General features: G+C 72.4%; 12 protein-coding genes and 2 pseudogenes. 9 read left to right on the top strand and 5 right to left on the bottom strand.

Going from position 1 to position 15,158, the window contains the following annotated elements:
- Positions 1-39: 39 nt before the first annotated feature.
- A complete protein-coding gene (gene hutC, locus MOJ79_RS02720; protein ID WP_241922769.1) occupies positions 40-753 on the bottom strand; it encodes a histidine utilization repressor in 714 nt (237 codons plus the stop codon).
- Between the two features lie 78 nt (positions 754-831).
- Between hutC and hutU the strand changes: the two genes are divergently transcribed.
- From hutU to MOJ79_RS02695, 5 genes are read left to right on the top strand one after another with little or no spacing between them, the layout of a single operon-like run.
- Positions 832-2,535 (top strand): urocanate hydratase, encoded by a 1,704-nt coding sequence (hutU, locus tag MOJ79_RS02715; protein ID WP_241922768.1) that lies wholly within the window; start codon positions 832-834, stop codon positions 2,533-2,535.
- Positions 2,535-4,157: a histidine ammonia-lyase gene (gene hutH / locus MOJ79_RS02710; protein WP_241922767.1), complete on the top strand. Its 1,623-nt coding sequence runs from the start codon at positions 2,535-2,537 to the stop codon at positions 4,155-4,157. The genes hutU and hutH overlap by 1 nt, the downstream gene beginning before the upstream one ends.
- Positions 4,158-4,203: 46 nt before the next feature.
- Positions 4,204-5,172: an ABC transporter substrate-binding protein gene (locus MOJ79_RS02705; RefSeq protein ID WP_241922766.1), complete on the top strand. Its 969-nt coding sequence runs from the start codon at positions 4,204-4,206 to the stop codon at positions 5,170-5,172.
- Positions 5,173-5,195: 23 nt separating this feature from the next.
- A complete protein-coding gene (locus MOJ79_RS02700; protein WP_241922926.1) occupies positions 5,196-6,047 on the top strand; it encodes an ABC transporter permease in 852 nt (283 codons plus the stop codon).
- 13 nt (positions 6,048-6,060) lie between these two features.
- The gene (locus tag MOJ79_RS02695) at positions 6,061-6,855 is read left to right on the top strand and encodes an ABC transporter ATP-binding protein (RefSeq protein ID WP_442863090.1); all 795 of its coding nucleotides are present in this window, start codon (positions 6,061-6,063) and stop codon (positions 6,853-6,855) included.
- 111 nt (positions 6,856-6,966) lie between these two features.
- On the opposite strand, the pseudogene MOJ79_RS19145 reads toward MOJ79_RS02695, so the two are convergent.
- Positions 6,967-7,122, bottom strand: a pseudogene (locus MOJ79_RS19145) (transposase); the annotation flags it as partial.
- Between the two features lie 357 nt (positions 7,123-7,479).
- Here MOJ79_RS19145 and purB point away from each other — a divergent pair.
- The 3 genes from purB (at position 7,480) to MOJ79_RS02680 (ending at position 13,103) form a co-directional block, all read left to right on the top strand.
- Complete coding sequence (gene purB / locus MOJ79_RS02690) at positions 7,480-8,850, top strand: adenylosuccinate lyase (RefSeq protein WP_241922765.1); 1,371 nt, start codon at positions 7,480-7,482, stop codon at positions 8,848-8,850.
- A gap of 54 nt (positions 8,851-8,904) precedes the next feature.
- Entirely contained in the window at positions 8,905-9,732 is an 828-nt protein-coding gene (pyrF, locus tag MOJ79_RS02685) for an orotidine-5'-phosphate decarboxylase (RefSeq protein WP_241922764.1), read from the top strand.
- Positions 9,733-9,809: 77 nt separating this feature from the next.
- Positions 9,810-13,103 (top strand): PAS domain-containing hybrid sensor histidine kinase/response regulator, encoded by a 3,294-nt coding sequence (locus MOJ79_RS02680; RefSeq protein ID WP_241922763.1) that lies wholly within the window; start codon positions 9,810-9,812, stop codon positions 13,101-13,103.
- A gap of 55 nt (positions 13,104-13,158) precedes the next feature.
- Here MOJ79_RS02680 and MOJ79_RS02675 read toward each other — a convergent pair whose 3' ends face one another.
- Both MOJ79_RS02675 and MOJ79_RS02670 read right to left on the bottom strand, forming a co-directional pair.
- Positions 13,159-13,332: a hypothetical protein gene (locus MOJ79_RS02675; RefSeq protein WP_241922762.1), complete on the bottom strand. Its 174-nt coding sequence runs from the start codon at positions 13,330-13,332 to the stop codon at positions 13,159-13,161.
- Between the two features lie 4 nt (positions 13,333-13,336).
- On the bottom strand, positions 13,337-13,570 hold the full coding sequence (locus tag MOJ79_RS02670) for a hypothetical protein (RefSeq protein WP_119355487.1): 234 nt from the start codon (positions 13,568-13,570) through the stop codon (positions 13,337-13,339).
- 228 nt (positions 13,571-13,798) lie between these two features.
- On the opposite strand from MOJ79_RS02670, the gene MOJ79_RS02665 reads away from it, so the two are divergent.
- Complete coding sequence (locus MOJ79_RS02665; RefSeq protein WP_241922761.1) at positions 13,799-13,999, top strand: DUF2905 domain-containing protein; 201 nt, start codon at positions 13,799-13,801, stop codon at positions 13,997-13,999.
- Between the two features lie 9 nt (positions 14,000-14,008).
- Here MOJ79_RS02665 and MOJ79_RS02660 read toward each other — a convergent pair.
- Positions 14,009-15,073, bottom strand: a pseudogene (locus MOJ79_RS02660) (ATP-binding cassette domain-containing protein); the annotation flags it as partial.
- Positions 15,074-15,158 lie beyond the last annotated feature (85 nt).

The raw sequence follows: 15,158 nt of genomic DNA, 5'->3' as shown, positions 1-15,158 counted from the left end.
GCGAGGGCAGCGCGATGAACCGGCCATCGGCCACGGAAGTCACAGCTGGAAGTCTCCCTGCAGCTGGTAGCGCGTGCCCGGGTGCACCAGCCGCGCCAGCGTGATCACCGCGTCGCGCGTGAACGTACGCCGCGTGACGACCAGGCACGGCTCGCGCGCGCCGATGCCCAGCAGCCGCGCCTCGTCGGCGGTCGCGGTGGCGGCCTCGATCGTGTACTGCGCGCGCCACAGCGCCGTCGTCTCGAACAGCACCTGCGTCGGCGTCGTCGCGGTGAAGTCGGCGTCGAGGTAGCGCGGGCTGCACGCCGGGTTGACGTAGCGGTCCTCGCACTGCAGCGGCACGCCGTTCTCGAGGTGCACGATCAGCGTGTGGAACACGCGCGCGCCCGGTGCGAGCCCCAGCTGCGCCGCCAGCGACGCCGGCGCGGTCTCGGCGCGCTGCACGTGCACGCGCGCCTCGTGGCGGTGACCGCGCGACTCGATCTCCTCGTGCAGATCGCGGATCGTCAGCGTGCTCGAGACACGGTGCAGCCGCGCCGCGAACGTGCCGATGCCCTGGCTGCGCTCGACGAGTCCCTCGGCCTGCAGCTCGCGCAGTGCGCGGTTGACCGTCATGCGGCTGACGCCGAAGCGCGCGACCAGCTCGGCTTCCGACGGCATCTGCGCGCCCGGCGGCCAGGTGCCCGCGGCCAGGCCCTCCTTCAGGAACTGCTTGACGCGCGCGTACGGCGGCAGCGGATGCGGGGAAACCATGACGGCCATCGTACTTGCCTAAGCCTGTCTAGACAACTAGGATGGCTCCCCATCGATTGCTGCCGGAGGCATGGCGCCATGGCTGACCTGTCCGCGATCCACTCGCTCGCCCAGCCGCACCCGGTGCGCGCGCCCCGCGGCGCGGCGCTGCACTGCCGCAACTGGCAGATCGAGGCGGCGTACCGCATGATCCAGAACAACCTCGACCCCGAGGTCGCCGAGAACCCCGACGCGCTGGTCGTCTACGGCGGCATCGGCAAGGCCGCGCGCAACTGGGACTGCTACGAGGCGATCCTGCGCGCGCTGCGCGAGCTCGGCGAGGACGAGTCGCTGCTGGTGCAGTCGGGCAAGCCGGTGGGCGTGTTCCGCACCCACGCCGACGCGCCGCGGGTGCTGATCGCCAACTCGAACCTGGTGCCGAAGTGGGCGACGTGGGAGCACTTCCACGAACTCGACCGCAAGGGCCTGATGATGTACGGGCAGATGACGGCCGGCAGCTGGATCTACATCGGCAGCCAGGGCATCGTGCAGGGCACGTACGAGACCTTCGCCGAGGCCGGCCGGCAGCACTACGGCGGCAGCCTGGCCGGCCGCTGGATCCTGACCGCCGGCCTCGGCGGCATGGGCGGCGCGCAGCCGCTGGCCGCCGTGTTCGCCGGCGCGTCGTGCCTCGTCGTCGAGTGCCAGCAGTCGCGCATCGACTTCCGCCTGCGCAGCCGCTACCTCGACGAGCAGGCGGCCGACCTCGACGACGCGCTGGCGCGCATCCGCAGGTACACCGCCGAGGGCCGCGCCGTCTCGGTCGGCCTGCTCGGCAACGCCGCCGAGGTGCTGCCCGAGCTGGTCCAGCGCGCGAAGGCCGGCGGCATCCGGCCCGACCTCGTGACCGACCAGACCAGCGCGCACGACCTCGTCAACGGCTACCTCCCCGCGGGCTGGACGGTCGAGGCGTGGAAGGCCGCGCAGGCCGACGACACGCAGCACGCCGCACTGCGCGAGGCGGCCGCGCGCAGCTGCGCGGCGCACGTGCGGGCGATGCTCGAGTTCCAGGCGATGGGCGTGCCCACCGTCGACTACGGCAACAACATCCGCCAGGTCGCGTTCGACCAGGGCGTGACGAACGCCTTCGACTTCCCCGGCTTCGTGCCCGCGTACATCCGGCCGCTGTTCTGCCGCGGCAAGGGACCGTTCCGCTGGGTGGCCCTGTCGGGCGACCCGGACGACATCCGCAAGACCGACGCGAAGATGAAGGAGCTGTTTCCGCACGACGCGCACCTGCACCGCTGGCTCGACATGGCCGGGCAGCGCATCGCGTTCCAGGGCCTGCCGGCGCGCATCTGCTGGATCGGCCTCGGCGAGCGGCACCGCGCCGGCCTCGCGTTCAACGAGATGGTCCGCCGCGGCGAGCTGAAGGCGCCGATCGTGATCGGCCGCGACCACCTCGACAGCGGCTCGGTGGCCAGCCCCAACCGCGAGACCGAGGCGATGGCCGACGGCAGCGACGCCGTCAGCGACTGGCCGCTGCTCAACGCGCTGCTCAACACCGCCAGCGGCGCGACCTGGGTCAGCCTGCACCACGGCGGCGGCGTCGGCATGGGCTATTCGCAGCACGCCGGCGTCGTGATCGTCTGCGACGGCACCGACGCCGCGGCGCGGCGCATCGAGCGCGTGCTGTGGAACGACCCGGCCACCGGCGTGATGCGCCATGCCGATGCGGGTTACGAGATCGCGCGGCAATGCGCGCGCGAGCAGGGACTGAAGCTGCCGATGCTGGAGGGCTGATGCCGCTCGTGCTGCGCCCGGGGCGGCTCACGCTCGACGACCTGCAGGCCATTCACGCCGGCGGCGTCGCGCTCGCGCTCGACCCGTCCGCGCACGCGGCGATCGCGGCCAGCGCCGCGGTCGTGCAGCGCGCCGCGCACGGCGACGCGGCCGTCTACGGCGTCAACACCGGCTTCGGCAAGCTCGCGTCGACGCGCATCGGCGAGGGCGACCTCGCGACGCTGCAGCTGCGGCTGATCCGCTCGCACAGCGTCGGCGTCGGCGAGCCGCTGGCGCCGCCCGTCGTGCGGCTGATGCTCGCGACGAAGGCGGCGAGCCTCGCGCGCGGGCACTCGGGCGTGCGCCCGGTCGTGATCGACACGCTGCTCGCGGTGTTCAACGCCGGCCTCGTGCCGTGGGTGCCCAGCCAGGGGTCGGTCGGCGCCTCGGGCGACCTCGCGCCGCTCGCGCACATGACGCTCGCGCTGATGGGCGAAGGCGACTTCCTCGTCGACGGGGCGCGCCGCCCGGCCGCCGCGGTGCTGCGCGAGGCCGGCATCGCGCCGCTGGCGCTCGCCGCCAAGGAAGGCCTGGCGCTGATCAACGGCACGCAGACCTCGACCGCGCTGGCGCTGCACGCGCTGCTGTCGTTCGAGCCGGTGCTCGAGGCCGCGCTCGTCGTCGGCGCGCTGACGGTCGACGCCGCGCGCGGCAGCGACGCGCCGTTCGACCCGCGCATCCACGCGCTGCGCGGCCAGCCGGGGCAGATCGACGTCGCCGAGTACTACCGCCGCCTGCTCGAGGGCAGCGCGATCCGCGCCTCGCACAGGGAGATGCGCCCCCAGTCCGGCGCTGCGCGCCGTTTGCCCCACGAGGGGGGCGCCCAGCACTGGCAGAGCCAGATGCTGGACGGCGACGACCGCGTGCAGGACCCGTACTGCCTGCGCTGCCAGCCGCAGGTGGTCGGCGCCTGCCTCGACCAGCTGCGCCACGCCGCACTGGTGCTGCTGCGCGAGGCCAACGCGGTGACCGACAACCCGCTCGTGTTCGCCGACGACGGCAGCCTGCTGTCCGGCGGGAACTTCCACGCCGAGCCGGTCGCGCTCGCGTGCGACGCGATGGCCTGCGCGATCGCCGAGGTCGGCGCGATCGCCGAGCGGCGCATCGCGATGCTGATCGACAGCGGCGTCTCGCGCCTGCCGCCGTTCCTCGCCGCCGACCCAGGCCTCAACAGCGGCTTCATGATCGCGCACGTCACCGCGGCGGCGCTGGCCAGCGAGAACAAGTCGATCGCGCACCCGGCCAGCGTCGACAGCCTGCCCACCAGCGCGAACCAGGAGGACCACGTCAGCATGGCCACGTTCGCTGCGCGCCGGCTGCAGCCGATGATCGCCAACGTCGCGCGCATCCTGGGCATCGAGCTGCTCGCGGCGGCGCAGGGCATCGAGTTCCTGCGCCCTCTGGCCAGCTCGTCGGTGCTCGAATCGGTGCATGCCCTGCTGCGCAAGACGGTGGCGCCGATGCACCATGACCGTTACCTCGCCCCCGACATCGAGCACGCGACCGCGCTCGTTGCCGGCGGCGAGCTGGCACGCATCCTGCGCACACTGCCCGGTCTGCCGGTGCTGTGGACGCCGGCCTGAAGCCGACCCGAACCCCACCTCGCTCCCCACAGCCCCGGAGGACTGCATGACGAAGACGATCGAACGCAAGCTCGCCACCCTCGCCGCGGCCGTCGCCGCCGCCGTCGTCACGGCGAGCGCCCACGCACAGGAGACCAAGGTCACCGTCGCGATCTCGGGCTGGACCGGCTTCGCGCCACTGACGCTGGCCAAGGAGGCCGGCCTGTTCAAGAAGCACGGCCTCGACGTGACGATCAAGAAGATCCCGCAGAAGGACCGCCACCTCGCGATCGCCTCGGGGGACGTGCAGTGCGCGGCGACCACCGTCGAGACCTGGATCGTCTGGAACGCCAACGGCGTCGCGACGACGCAGATCTTCCAGCTCGACAAGAGCTACGGCGCCGACGGCATGGTCGTCAAGCCGAACATCCAGAAGATCGCCGACCTCAAGGGCAAGACGGTCGCGGCCAGCGCCCCGGGCACGGCGCCGTACTTCACGCTCGCGTGGTTCCTGCGCGAGAACGGGCTGAGCTTGAAGGACGTCAACATCGTCAACCTCGAGCCGCAGGCCGCGGCCAACGCGATGATCGCCGGCACCGGCAACCTCGACGCCGCGATGACCTACGAGCCGTACCTGAGCGCCGTGCGCGCCAAGCCCGAGGCCGGCCGCATCATCGCGACGACACTCGACTACCCGATGGTGATGGACACCTTCGGCTGCACGCCGAAGTTCCTCGCCGACAACCCGAAGGCCGCGCAGGGGCTGGCCAACGGCTACTTCGACGCGCTCGAGATGATCAAGGCCGACCCGAAGAAGAGCTTCGAGATCATGGGCGCCGACGTCAAGCAGACCGCCGAGCAGTTCGAGGCGAGCCAGAAGTACCTGCGCTGGCAGGACCGCGAGGCCAACCGCAAGTTCTTCGCCGGCGAGCACGCCGCGTTCAGCAAGAAGGCCGCCGACCTGCTGCTCGAGGCCGGGATCATCCGCCAGATCCCCGACCTGTCGAAGCTCGCCGACACGCGCTTCATCCAGTGAGCGACGCCGACGCCAGCCGCGCGGTGCGCCTCGACGCGCCCGCGCTCGCGACCGCCACCACCGAGGCGAGCCCGCCGCGCCCGCGGCCGTGGCGCCTGCGGCCGCTGGTGCCGGTGGCCGCGCCCACGCGCATCGCGCTGGGCGCCGCGTTCTTCGTGCTGTTCTTCGCCGTGTGGGCAGCGGTGACGTTCGGCGGCGTGGTGCCCAAGACCTTCCTCGCCGACCCGCTGGCGATGCTCGCCAGCGGCTGGCGCCTGATCAGCCAGTTCGGCTTCCTGCACGACATCGGCATGACGGTGTGGCGCGTGCTCGGCGGCTTCGCGATCGCCGCTGCGATCGCGCTGCCGCTGGGTGTCGCGATGGGCGCGTACAAGCCGATCGAGGCGTTCTTCGAGCCCTTCGTCAGCTTCGCGCGCTACCTGCCGGCCAGCGCGTTCATCCCGCTGCTGATCCTGTGGGCCGGCATCGGCGAGGCGCAGAAGCTCGCAGTGATCTTCATCGGCAGCTTCTTCCAGCTCGTGCTGATGATCGCGGTGGCGGTGGGCAACGCGCGCCGCGACCTCGTCGAGGCCGCGTACACGCTCGGCGCGAACGACCGCACGCTCGTCACCCGCGTGCTGATCCCCGGCGCGGCGCCCGAGATCGCCGAGATCCTGCGCATGGTGCTCGGCTGGGCCTGGACCTACGTCATCGTCGCCGAGCTGATCGGCGCGTCGAGCGGTATCGGCCACATGATCACCGACAGCCAGGCGCTGCTGGCCACGGACCAGATCATCTTCGGCATCATCGTCATCGGCCTGATCGGGCTGGTCAGCGACTTCGCGTTCAAGGCGCTGAACCGGCGCCTGTTCCCGTGGGCGCTGCTGGGACGCTGAAGGGGCACGCACGGTGGGCACGATCCTGAGCATCCGCGGCGTCGAACGCCGCTTCGACCGCACGCTCGCGCTGCAGGCCACCGACCTCGACGTGGCCGAGAACGACTTCGTCACGATCCTCGGCCCCAGCGGCTGCGGCAAGAGCACGCTGCTGCGCATCGTCGCCGGCCTCGACCAGCCGACCGCCGGCGACGTGCTGCTCGAGGGCCGCGCGATCCACGGCCCCGGCGCCGACCGCGGCATGGTGTTCCAGAGCTACACGCTGTTCCCCTGGCTCAACGTGCTCGACAACGTGTGCTTCGGGCTGCGCGAACGCGGGCTGCCGCGCGCCGAGCAGCTCGACATCGCGCACGCGTTCATCGCCAAGGTCGGCTTGCGCGGCTTCGAGCAGCATTACCCGAAACAGCTGTCGGGCGGCATGCAGCAGCGCGTGGCGATCGCACGCGCGCTGGCCAACGGCCCGCGCATGCTGCTGATGGACGAGCCGTTCGGCGCGCTCGATCACCAGACGCGCGAGCTGATGCAGGAGCTGCTGCTCGGCATCTGGGAGGCCGAGCGCAAGACGGTGCTGTTCGTCACGCACGACATCGACGAGGCCGTGTTCATGGGCAGCCGCGTCGTCGTGATGAGTGCGCGCCCGGGCCGCATCAAGCTCGACCGCGTCGTGCCACTCGCGCATCCACGGCACTACTCGGTGAAGACGACACCCGAATTCGCGGCGATCAAGGCCGAGCTGACCGAGCAGGTGCGCGTCGAGGTGCGCGCAGCCCAAGAAGTCGGTCTCGCCAACCTCCCGCAACCCGCATGAACACCAGCGTTGCGGGGTGATGCCGATGGCGCGAACGCCTTCTCCAGCGGTCGAGAGGACAAAGCTCGCCAGCGCCGACACGGGTACCTTCTGCGAGCGCTGGTAGCGCTCGAACCGCTCGGTAGAGAAGCGTCCCTCGCGGTCGTGCGACATGCACAACGCAAGCTTGCCGATGCGCACGACCAGGCTGCGGCTGTAGCAGCTGGCGCGGTAGCCCGAGTGTGCCTCGGCGCGCTGCCCGCACTCGGCATCAATTAGCTCGGTCATCTCGGCTTCGAGCACTTCCTGCAGCGACTCGCACCCAGTTGCTTGAACGCGTCGCGGTCCTGGCTCAGCGGGTCTTCAGCGGCGACGATGGAAGGCTTACCCTCGGCGGTGGCGGTCATGGCGGTTCGGCCCCTGGCCTTGGCGCGATTGCGCCCGCAATGCGCCCAGTGAATGGCAAGAAGGCCAAAACGCCCTTCCTCGAACGCTCAAACGCGCGTGAAGCGTGCAGCCAAGACCGCAGCGGCATGAACCGCAGGCTGCATGACCTCGGCGGACACGATCACGACGGCCGAAGGGATGGGCCGCCTAAAATCTTGGCTTCCGCCCGCCACGGCGAGCGCCTTTGCCCTGCCGCCGATGACCCTCTCCGCCCTCACCGCGCTGTCCCCGCTGGACGGCCGCTACGCCGCCAAGCTCGCGGCGCTGCGTCCGCTGCTGTCGGAGTTCGGCCTGATGCACCGCCGCGTGCAGGTCGAGGTCGAGTGGTTCATTGCGCTGTCGGACGCCGGCTTCGCCGAGTTCAAGCCACTGTCGGAGGCCGCGCGCGGCCTGCTGCGCGGGCTCGTCGTGCGCTTCTCGGAGGCCGACGCGCAGGCGATCAAGGACATCGAGAAGACGACCAACCACGACGTCAAGGCCGTCGAGTACTGGCTGAAGTCGCGCTTCGACGGCCACGCCGAGCTGAAGGCCGCCGGCGAATTCGTGCACTTCGCCTGCACCAGCGAGGACATCAACAACACGGCGCACGCGCTGATGCTCGATGCGGCGCGCCGGCAGGTGCTGCTGCCCGCGCTCGACGGCGTGGTCGAGCGGCTGCGCGCGATGGCGCACGCGTTCGCCGACGTGCCGATGCTGTCGCGCACGCACGGGCAGACCGCCAGCCCGACGACGGTGGGCAAGGAGATCGCCAACGTCGTCGCGCGCCTGGCCACCGCGCGCGAGCGCATCGCCGGCGTGCGGCTGCTCGCGAAGATGAACGGCGCGGTGGGCAACTACAACGCGCACCTCGCGGCGTGGCCCGACTTCGACTGGGAGGCCTTCGCGCGCCGTGTCGTCGAGGAGCGGCTGGGGCTGGCGTTCAACCCGTACACGATCCAGATCGAGCCGCACGACGCGATGGCCGAGCTGTTCGACGCCATCGCGCGCTGCAACACGATCCTCATCGACTGGTGCCGCGACGCATGGGGCTACATCTCGCTGGGCTACTTCCGCCAGAAGCTCAAGCCGGGCGAGGTCGGCTCGTCGACGATGCCGCACAAGGTCAACCCGATCGACTTCGAGAATGCGGAGGGCAACTTCGGGCTGGCCAACGCGCTGCTCACCCACCTGAGCCAGAAGCTGCCGATCAGCCGCTTCCAGCGCGACCTCACCGACAGCACGGTGCTGCGCAACATGGGCGTCGCGCTCGGCTACGCGGTGCTCGGGCTGGACTCGCTCGCGCGCGGACTCGACAAGCTCGAGCTCGACCGTGCCGCGCTGGCGGCCGACCTCGACGCGGCGTGGGAGGTGCTGGCCGAGGCGATCCAGACCGTGATGCGCCGCCACGGCCTGCCCGAGCCGTACGAGCGGCTGAAGGCGCTCACGCGCGGGCAGGCCGTCACGCGCGAGACGATCGCCGCGTTCATCGACGGCCTCACCGACCTGCCGGCAACCGAACGCGAGCGCCTGAAGGCGATGACGCCGGCGTCGTACACCGGCGCCGCGGCCGCACTGGCACGCCGCATCTGAACACGCGCCGCCGCGGCGGCGACGGACCGCGGTGACCCTGTACAGTTGACCGGCGTGAACTTCGTCGAGGCCCTGCGGGCCGCCACCCATCGCCACGACTCGATGCTGTGCGTCGGGCTCGATCCCGAGCCGTCGAGGTTTCCGCACGCGTGGCGCGGCGACGCGGCGCGCATCTTCGACTTCTGCGCGGCGATCGTCGACGCGACGCGCGACCTCGTCTGCGCGTTCAAGCCGCAGATCGCCTACTTCGCGGCACACCGCGCCGAGGACCAGCTCGAGCGGCTCGTCGCGCACATCCACGCGGTGGCGCCCGGCGTGCCGGTGATCCTCGACGCCAAGCGCGGCGACATCGGCGCGACGGCCGAGCAGTACGCGCGCGAGGCCTTCGAGCGCTACGCCGCCGACGCGGTGACGCTGTCGCCGTTCATGGGCTTCGACTCGCTCGAGCCGTTCCTGCGCTGGGACGGCAAGGGCGCGATCCTGCTGTGCCGCACCTCGAACCCCGGCGGCGACGACCTGCAGGCGCAGGTGCTCGACGGCGGCGAGCGCGTCTACGAGCGCGTCGCGCGGCTCGCCGCGGGACCGTGGAACCGCAACGGCCAGCTCGGCCTCGTCGTCGGCGCCACCTACCCGGCCGAGATCGCGCGCGTGCGCGAGCTCGCGCCGACGCTGCCGCTGCTGATTCCGGGCGTCGGCGCGCAGGGCGGCGACGCTGAGGCCACCGTGCGCGCCGGCTGGCGGCCTGGCGGGCCGATCGTCGTCAACTCGTCGCGCGCGATCCTTTACGCCGACGCGAGCGCCAACTTCGCCGCTGCCGCGCGCGAGGCGGCGCGCAACACCCGCGATGCGCTGAACCGCGCGCGCGCGGCCGACGGCGTGTGACATTGCGCACGGCCCACCGCCTGTCGCGCCAGCCCCGTTTCAGTTTGTTGCGGTCGCCGTCGATAAGCGCAGACACCGTGCTGCCGCGCGAACACGACGACGCGCCGGGGGCCGATCCGGCCCCGGCGCCCGCCGCCCTCGCGCTCACCGACTTGAGTTCCGCCGACACCCTCGATCCGCGACGGCAGGTCAGCGCCACGATCGCCCGCTACTTCTTCGGGACGGTCGCGGCGGGTGCGCTCGTGGGTGTCGTGATCCAGCTGCTCGCCGGCCCCGCCGAAGGCCACTGGAACTACGGGCTTGCCGCCGCGTTCGCCGCGCTCGCCCTTGGCAGCGCCTGGGCCACGCAGCTGCGCGACCGTCACGTGCCGCTGGCGCTGGCCGCCGTCGCGATCGGCGTCGTCAGCCTCGTCACGGCGGGCACCGTGCTGCACCAGTGGGGACTGTCGAGCGTCGCGCTGGGCGTCTTCGGCCTCGTCGTGGCTGCGCTGACCGCGGTGACGACGGTCGGCGCCGGCCTCGCAGTCGCGGCGTGGTGCGTGCTGCTGCTGCTCGCGCTGGCCGCCGGCGAACAGATGGGCTGGATCGCCGGACCGCCGGCGGCCGGCAAGCCGATCGAGTGGCGGCTCGCGTTGCAGCTGCTGATGGTCGGCGGCGGCGTGGCCTGCGGACTGCTCGTCGCGCACGTGATCTCGCTGTACGTGCGCGCGAGCCAGGCGCGCGAGCAGCGCTTCGTCGGCCTGCTCGGCATCGCGGCCGACGCCTACTGGGAGCTCGATGCGCACTACGCGCTGACGCACGTCGCGCACCGCCAGCCCGACGGCAGCTTCGTCGCCGACGAGCAGCCGCCGCTGGCGCCGCCGTGGGAGCTGCCGTGCCTGCTGTTCGACGACGACACGCTCGATGCGCTGCGCGCCGACGTCGAGGCGCGCGAGCCGTTTCGCGACCGCACGCTGCGCTGGCGCGACGGCGCGACGCTGCGCCACCTGAGCGTCAGCGGCGAGCCGCGCTTCGACCACCGCGGCGTCTTCGTCGGCTACTGGGGTGTGGCGCGCGACGTCACCGCCGAAGTCGCCGCGCGCACGGCGCTGACGATCACCGAGACGCGCTACCGCGAGCTGTTCCGCCGCCTGCCGACGCCGCTCGTGCTGCACCGGCGCGGGCGCATCCTCGACGCGAACCCGGCCGCGGTGGCGCTGTTCGGCTACCGCGACCTGCCGTCGATGCTGGGCCACCACCTCGACGCGCACACCGAGCCGGGACCGGCGCGCGAGGCGATGCGCGCGGCGCTGCGGCAGACGGAGTCGATGCCGGTCGGCCAGGCGATGGAGCCCACCGAGCTGCACGTCGTCTCGCTCGACGGGCAGCACATGCTGGTGCAGGCCAGCGCGGTGCGCGTGGACACCGCCGACGGCCCGGCGACGCTGGCGATCCTCGTCGACGAGACCGAGCGCGCGTCGACCGAGGCCGCGGTGCGGCGCTCCGAGGCGCTGCTGTCGCACCTGGTGGCCACCAGCCCCGACGTCGTCACGCTCACCGACCTGAAGACCGGGCGCTACGTGATGGTCAACGAGTCGTTCGAACAGGTCACCGGCTACACGCGCGAGGAAGTGATCGGCCGCAGCGCGCTCGAGATCGGCATCTGGGCCGACCCCGCCGAGCGCGATCACCTCGTGCGCGCACTGCAGGCCGACGGCGTGCAGCGCAACTGGCCGTGCACCTTCGTCACGAAGGACGGCCGCCGCGCGCAGATGGTCGTCTCGGCGGCGCGCTTCGAGATGGACGGGCGCGACTACGTCGTGCTGAGTGCGCGCGACGTGACCGCCGTCGAGCGCGCGCGTCTCGAGCGCGAGGCCATCGTCGCCAACGCGTCGATCGGCATCGCGCTGACGCGCGACCAGACGTTCCAGCTCGTCAACCCGGCGTTCGAGGAGATGCTCGGCTGGCCGCCGGGCACGCTGGTGGGCCAGCCGGCGCGCGTCGTGTGGCCGAGCGACGAGGAGTACGAACGCATCGGCCGCGAGTACGGCCCGGCGCTCGGGCGCGGCGAGCGCGTCGAGATCGAGGCCGAGGTCGCGCGCCGCGACGGCAGCCGCATCGTCTGCCGCATGCTCGCGCGCGCCGTCGACCCGAACCACCCGAGCAAGGGCGGCACGGTGTGGATCACCGAGGACGTGACCGAGCAGCGCCAGCTGATGCAGGCGCTGGCCAAGGCGCGCGACGACGCCGAGGCGGCCAACCGCGCGAAGAGCGCGTTCCTCGCCAACACGAGCCACGAGATCCGCACGCCGCTCAACGCGCTGCTGAACCTGACGCAGATGGCGCGCCGCCCCGACATCGACGACGCGCAGCGGCGTCACTACCTCGACCTGATCGCCGACAGCGCCGAGGCGCTCGCGCCGGTGATCTCCGACATCCTCGACCTGTCGAAGATCGAGGCCGGCAAGCTCGACGTTGAGCACGTGCCGTTCGACCTGCACCAGCTGCTGCACACGCTGCAGCGCGGCTACGCCAAGCTCGCCGAGGGCTACGGGCTCGCGCTGACGCTCGACATCGACGACGACGTGCCGCAGGCCGTCGTCGGCGACCCGACGCGCGTGCGCCAGATCCTGCAGAACTACGTCAGCAACGCGCTGAAGTTCACGCCGCGCGGCGGCAGCGTGCGCGTGGCGGCGCACCGGCTCGGCGGCGGCGGGCGCCCGCGCGTGCTGTTCGAGGTGCACGACACCGGCCCCGGCATCGACCCCGCGGTGCAGTCGAGGCTGTTCGCGCCGTTCATGCAGGCCGACCAGTCGACGACGCGGCGCTTCGGCGGCACCGGGCTCGGGCTGTCGATCTGCCGCGAACTCGCGCGGCTGATGGGCGGCGAGGTCGGCGTCGACAGCCGCCTCGGCGAAGGCAGCCGCTTCTGGGCCGAGCTGCCGCTCGAGCTCGCGCCCGAGGCCACGCCGCTGACCGGCTTCGGCACGCTCGAGGAGCGGCCCCTGGCCGGCGCGCGCGTGCTCGTCGTCGAGGACAACGAGCTGAACCAGCTGATCGCCGCCGAGATGCTGCGCCAGTGGGGCATCGAGGTCGCCACGGCGGCCAACGGGCGCCTCGCGCTCGAGGCGGTCGAACGCGCGCACGCCGCCGGCCGCCCGTTCGACGCGGTGTTGATGGATCTGCAGATGCCCGAGATGGACGGCTACGAGGCCGCGCGCCGGCTGCGCCAGCGCGCCGACACGCGGCAGCTGCCGATCATCGCGTTCACCGCGGCCGCGCTGGCCGCCGAGCGCGACAAGGCGCTCGAGGCCGGCATGAACGACTTCACCCCGAAGCCCGCCGACCGCACGCGGCTGTTCGAGGTGCTGCGGCGCTGGCTGCGGCGGTGACGGTGCGCACCGGCGCACAGCGGCGGCGTGCGCGGCGAAGCCGCCGCGCCAGGCCTCAGCCGCGCCTGGGCGGGAACAGCGACAGCTGCTGCGGCGCGCGCGCCACCGCGAGCACCGGCGTGCGCGCGGCCGGCGTCGCCGCGTGACGCGCCCCCGCGGTGCCAGGACGCAGCGCAGCGCGCGGCGGCGTCAGCGCCGGGCGTGGGGGAGCCAGCGGGCGGCGCTCCAACGCGTCAACCCCCTGCGGCCACGCGCACCGCGGCGCTGGGCTGCAGCGGCGTGATGAAGCCCGGCTGCGGCTCGCCGCCGGTCGCGGCGGGCGCCGGAACCTGCAGCCAGCGTCCGACCGCCCGTGCGCTGCGGCGCGCGGCGCTCGCCGACACGCGCAGCAGCGACGACACCCCGCCGTGGCAGCGCGGTGCGGCGGGGCGGGGCGGACGGCGCAGGACGGTCGGCGACAGGGGCATGGCGGTCGGTCCTCGTTGCAATCTCGTATCGGCACGGGGCATCTTCCATGCCAGCGTGCCACCGTGCAGTGGCGTGCACGATGTCACGCCGCCGCGTCACCGGTGTGACCGATTTCGGCCACCCCGACGTGGCGCGACGGCCGGCAGTGACGAAATCCGTCAGCCGGCGGCCGCTTGCGCCGTCGCCGCACAATGCGGGCGAACTCTGCGTTGCCGTCTGCGCACACGATGCAGCGTCTGCTGATCAGCCTCGGCGTCGTCCTGCTCGTCCTCGGGCTGCTGTGGCCCTGGCTCGGGCGCGTGCCGTGGGGGCGGCTGCCGGGCGACATCCACATCGAGCGCGACGGGTTCCACTTCTTCGCGCCGATCACGACGGGGCTCGTGATCTCGCTCGTCGTTTCGCTGCTGGTCTGGTGGTGGCGCCGCTGAGCGGCGCGTTCACGCCCGCGCGGGCACGCCGCGCGGCACCGCCGCGAGCAGCTGCTGCGTGTACGGGTGGCGCGGTGCGGCCAGCACCTCGGCGGCGCCGGCCTGTTCGACGACGGCGCCGTCCTTCATCACCAGCACCTCGTCGCTCATGAAGCGCACGACGGCGAGGTCGTGGCTGATGAAGACGTAGGCCAGCGCGAGCTCGTCCTGCAGATCGCGCAGCAGGTTCAGCACCTGCGCCTGCACGCTGACGTCGAGCGCGCTGACCGCCTCGTCGAGCACGATCACCTCGGGCTCGAGCGCGAGGCAGCGCGCGATCGCGATGCGCTGGCGCTGCCCGCCGCTGAACTCGTGCGGGTACTTGTGGAACGCGCGCCCGGTCACCCCGACCTGGTCGAGCAGCGCACGTGCGCGCCGCTCGCGCTCGGCGGTGTCGCGGCCGAGGCCGTGGATCGCCATCGGCTCGACGAGCGCCTGACCGACCGTGAAGCGCGGGTTCAGGCTCGCGTACGGGTTCTGGAACACGATCTGCAGCCGACGGCGCATCGCGAGCCGCTCGCGCGCGTCGAGCCGCTGCACGTCGCGCCCGTCGAGCAGCACCTGCCCGCGCTGCGGCCCCGAGCGCGGCTCGTGCAGCTGCAGCAGCGCCAGCCCCATCGTCGTCTTGCCCGAACCCGACTCGCCGACGACGCCCAGCGTGTGGCCGCGCCGCAGACGGAAGCTGACGTCGCGCACGGCCGCGAACTCGCGCCGCCCGAACAGCCCCTCGCGCGTCGTGAAACTCTTGGCCAGCGCGCGCACCTCGAGCACGACGGGGGCGTGCGGGTCCTTCGGCCGCACCGCGCGCGCCGTCTCGCGGCCGGCCACGCCGTCGTCGACGACGCGCAGGCGCGGCGGCGGGTCGTGCAGCGGCGGGCGGCACGCGAGCAGCGCCTTCGTGTACGCGTCGCGCGGCGCGGCGAACACGCGCGCCACCGGGCCCTGCTCGCGCACGACGCCGTGGCGCATCACGACGACGTGGTCGGCGATCTCGCCGACGACGCCGAGGTCGTGGCTGATGAACAGCACGCTCACTGGACTACCCTCCCTTCAGCTTGCGAAGTGAGGTGATGCAGGGTTATCCACGATGGCGGTCGGTCGGCGCTTGCGACGTACCGAC

The sequence above is a fragment of the Calidifontimicrobium sp. SYSU G02091 genome, from assembly GCF_022631395.1.
GTDB classification, from domain to species: domain Bacteria; phylum Pseudomonadota; class Gammaproteobacteria; order Burkholderiales; family Burkholderiaceae_C; genus Calidifontimicrobium; species Calidifontimicrobium sediminis.
Note: the sequence above shows the minus strand (reverse complement) of the source record. Positions and strands in the feature narration are given on the sequence as shown.

What these genes read in the sequence shown, in the direction of transcription:
- hutC (WP_241922769.1), bottom strand. Translation starts at nt 753, where the DNA reads ATGGTTTCCCCGCATCCGCTGCCGCCGTACGCGCGCGTCAAGCAGTTC.
- hutU (WP_241922768.1), top strand. Translation starts at nt 832, where the DNA reads ATGGCTGACCTGTCCGCGATCCACTCGCTCGCCCAGCCGCACCCGGTG.
- hutH (WP_241922767.1), top strand. Translation starts at nt 2,535, where the DNA reads ATGCCGCTCGTGCTGCGCCCGGGGCGGCTCACGCTCGACGACCTGCAG.
- MOJ79_RS02705 (WP_241922766.1), top strand. Translation starts at nt 4,204, where the DNA reads ATGACGAAGACGATCGAACGCAAGCTCGCCACCCTCGCCGCGGCCGTC.
- purB (WP_241922765.1), top strand. Translation starts at nt 7,480, where the DNA reads ATGACCCTCTCCGCCCTCACCGCGCTGTCCCCGCTGGACGGCCGCTAC.
- MOJ79_RS02670 (WP_119355487.1), bottom strand. Translation starts at nt 13,570, where the DNA reads ATGCCCCTGTCGCCGACCGTCCTGCGCCGTCCGCCCCGCCCCGCCGCA.
- MOJ79_RS02665 (WP_241922761.1), top strand. Translation starts at nt 13,799, where the DNA reads ATGCAGCGTCTGCTGATCAGCCTCGGCGTCGTCCTGCTCGTCCTCGGG.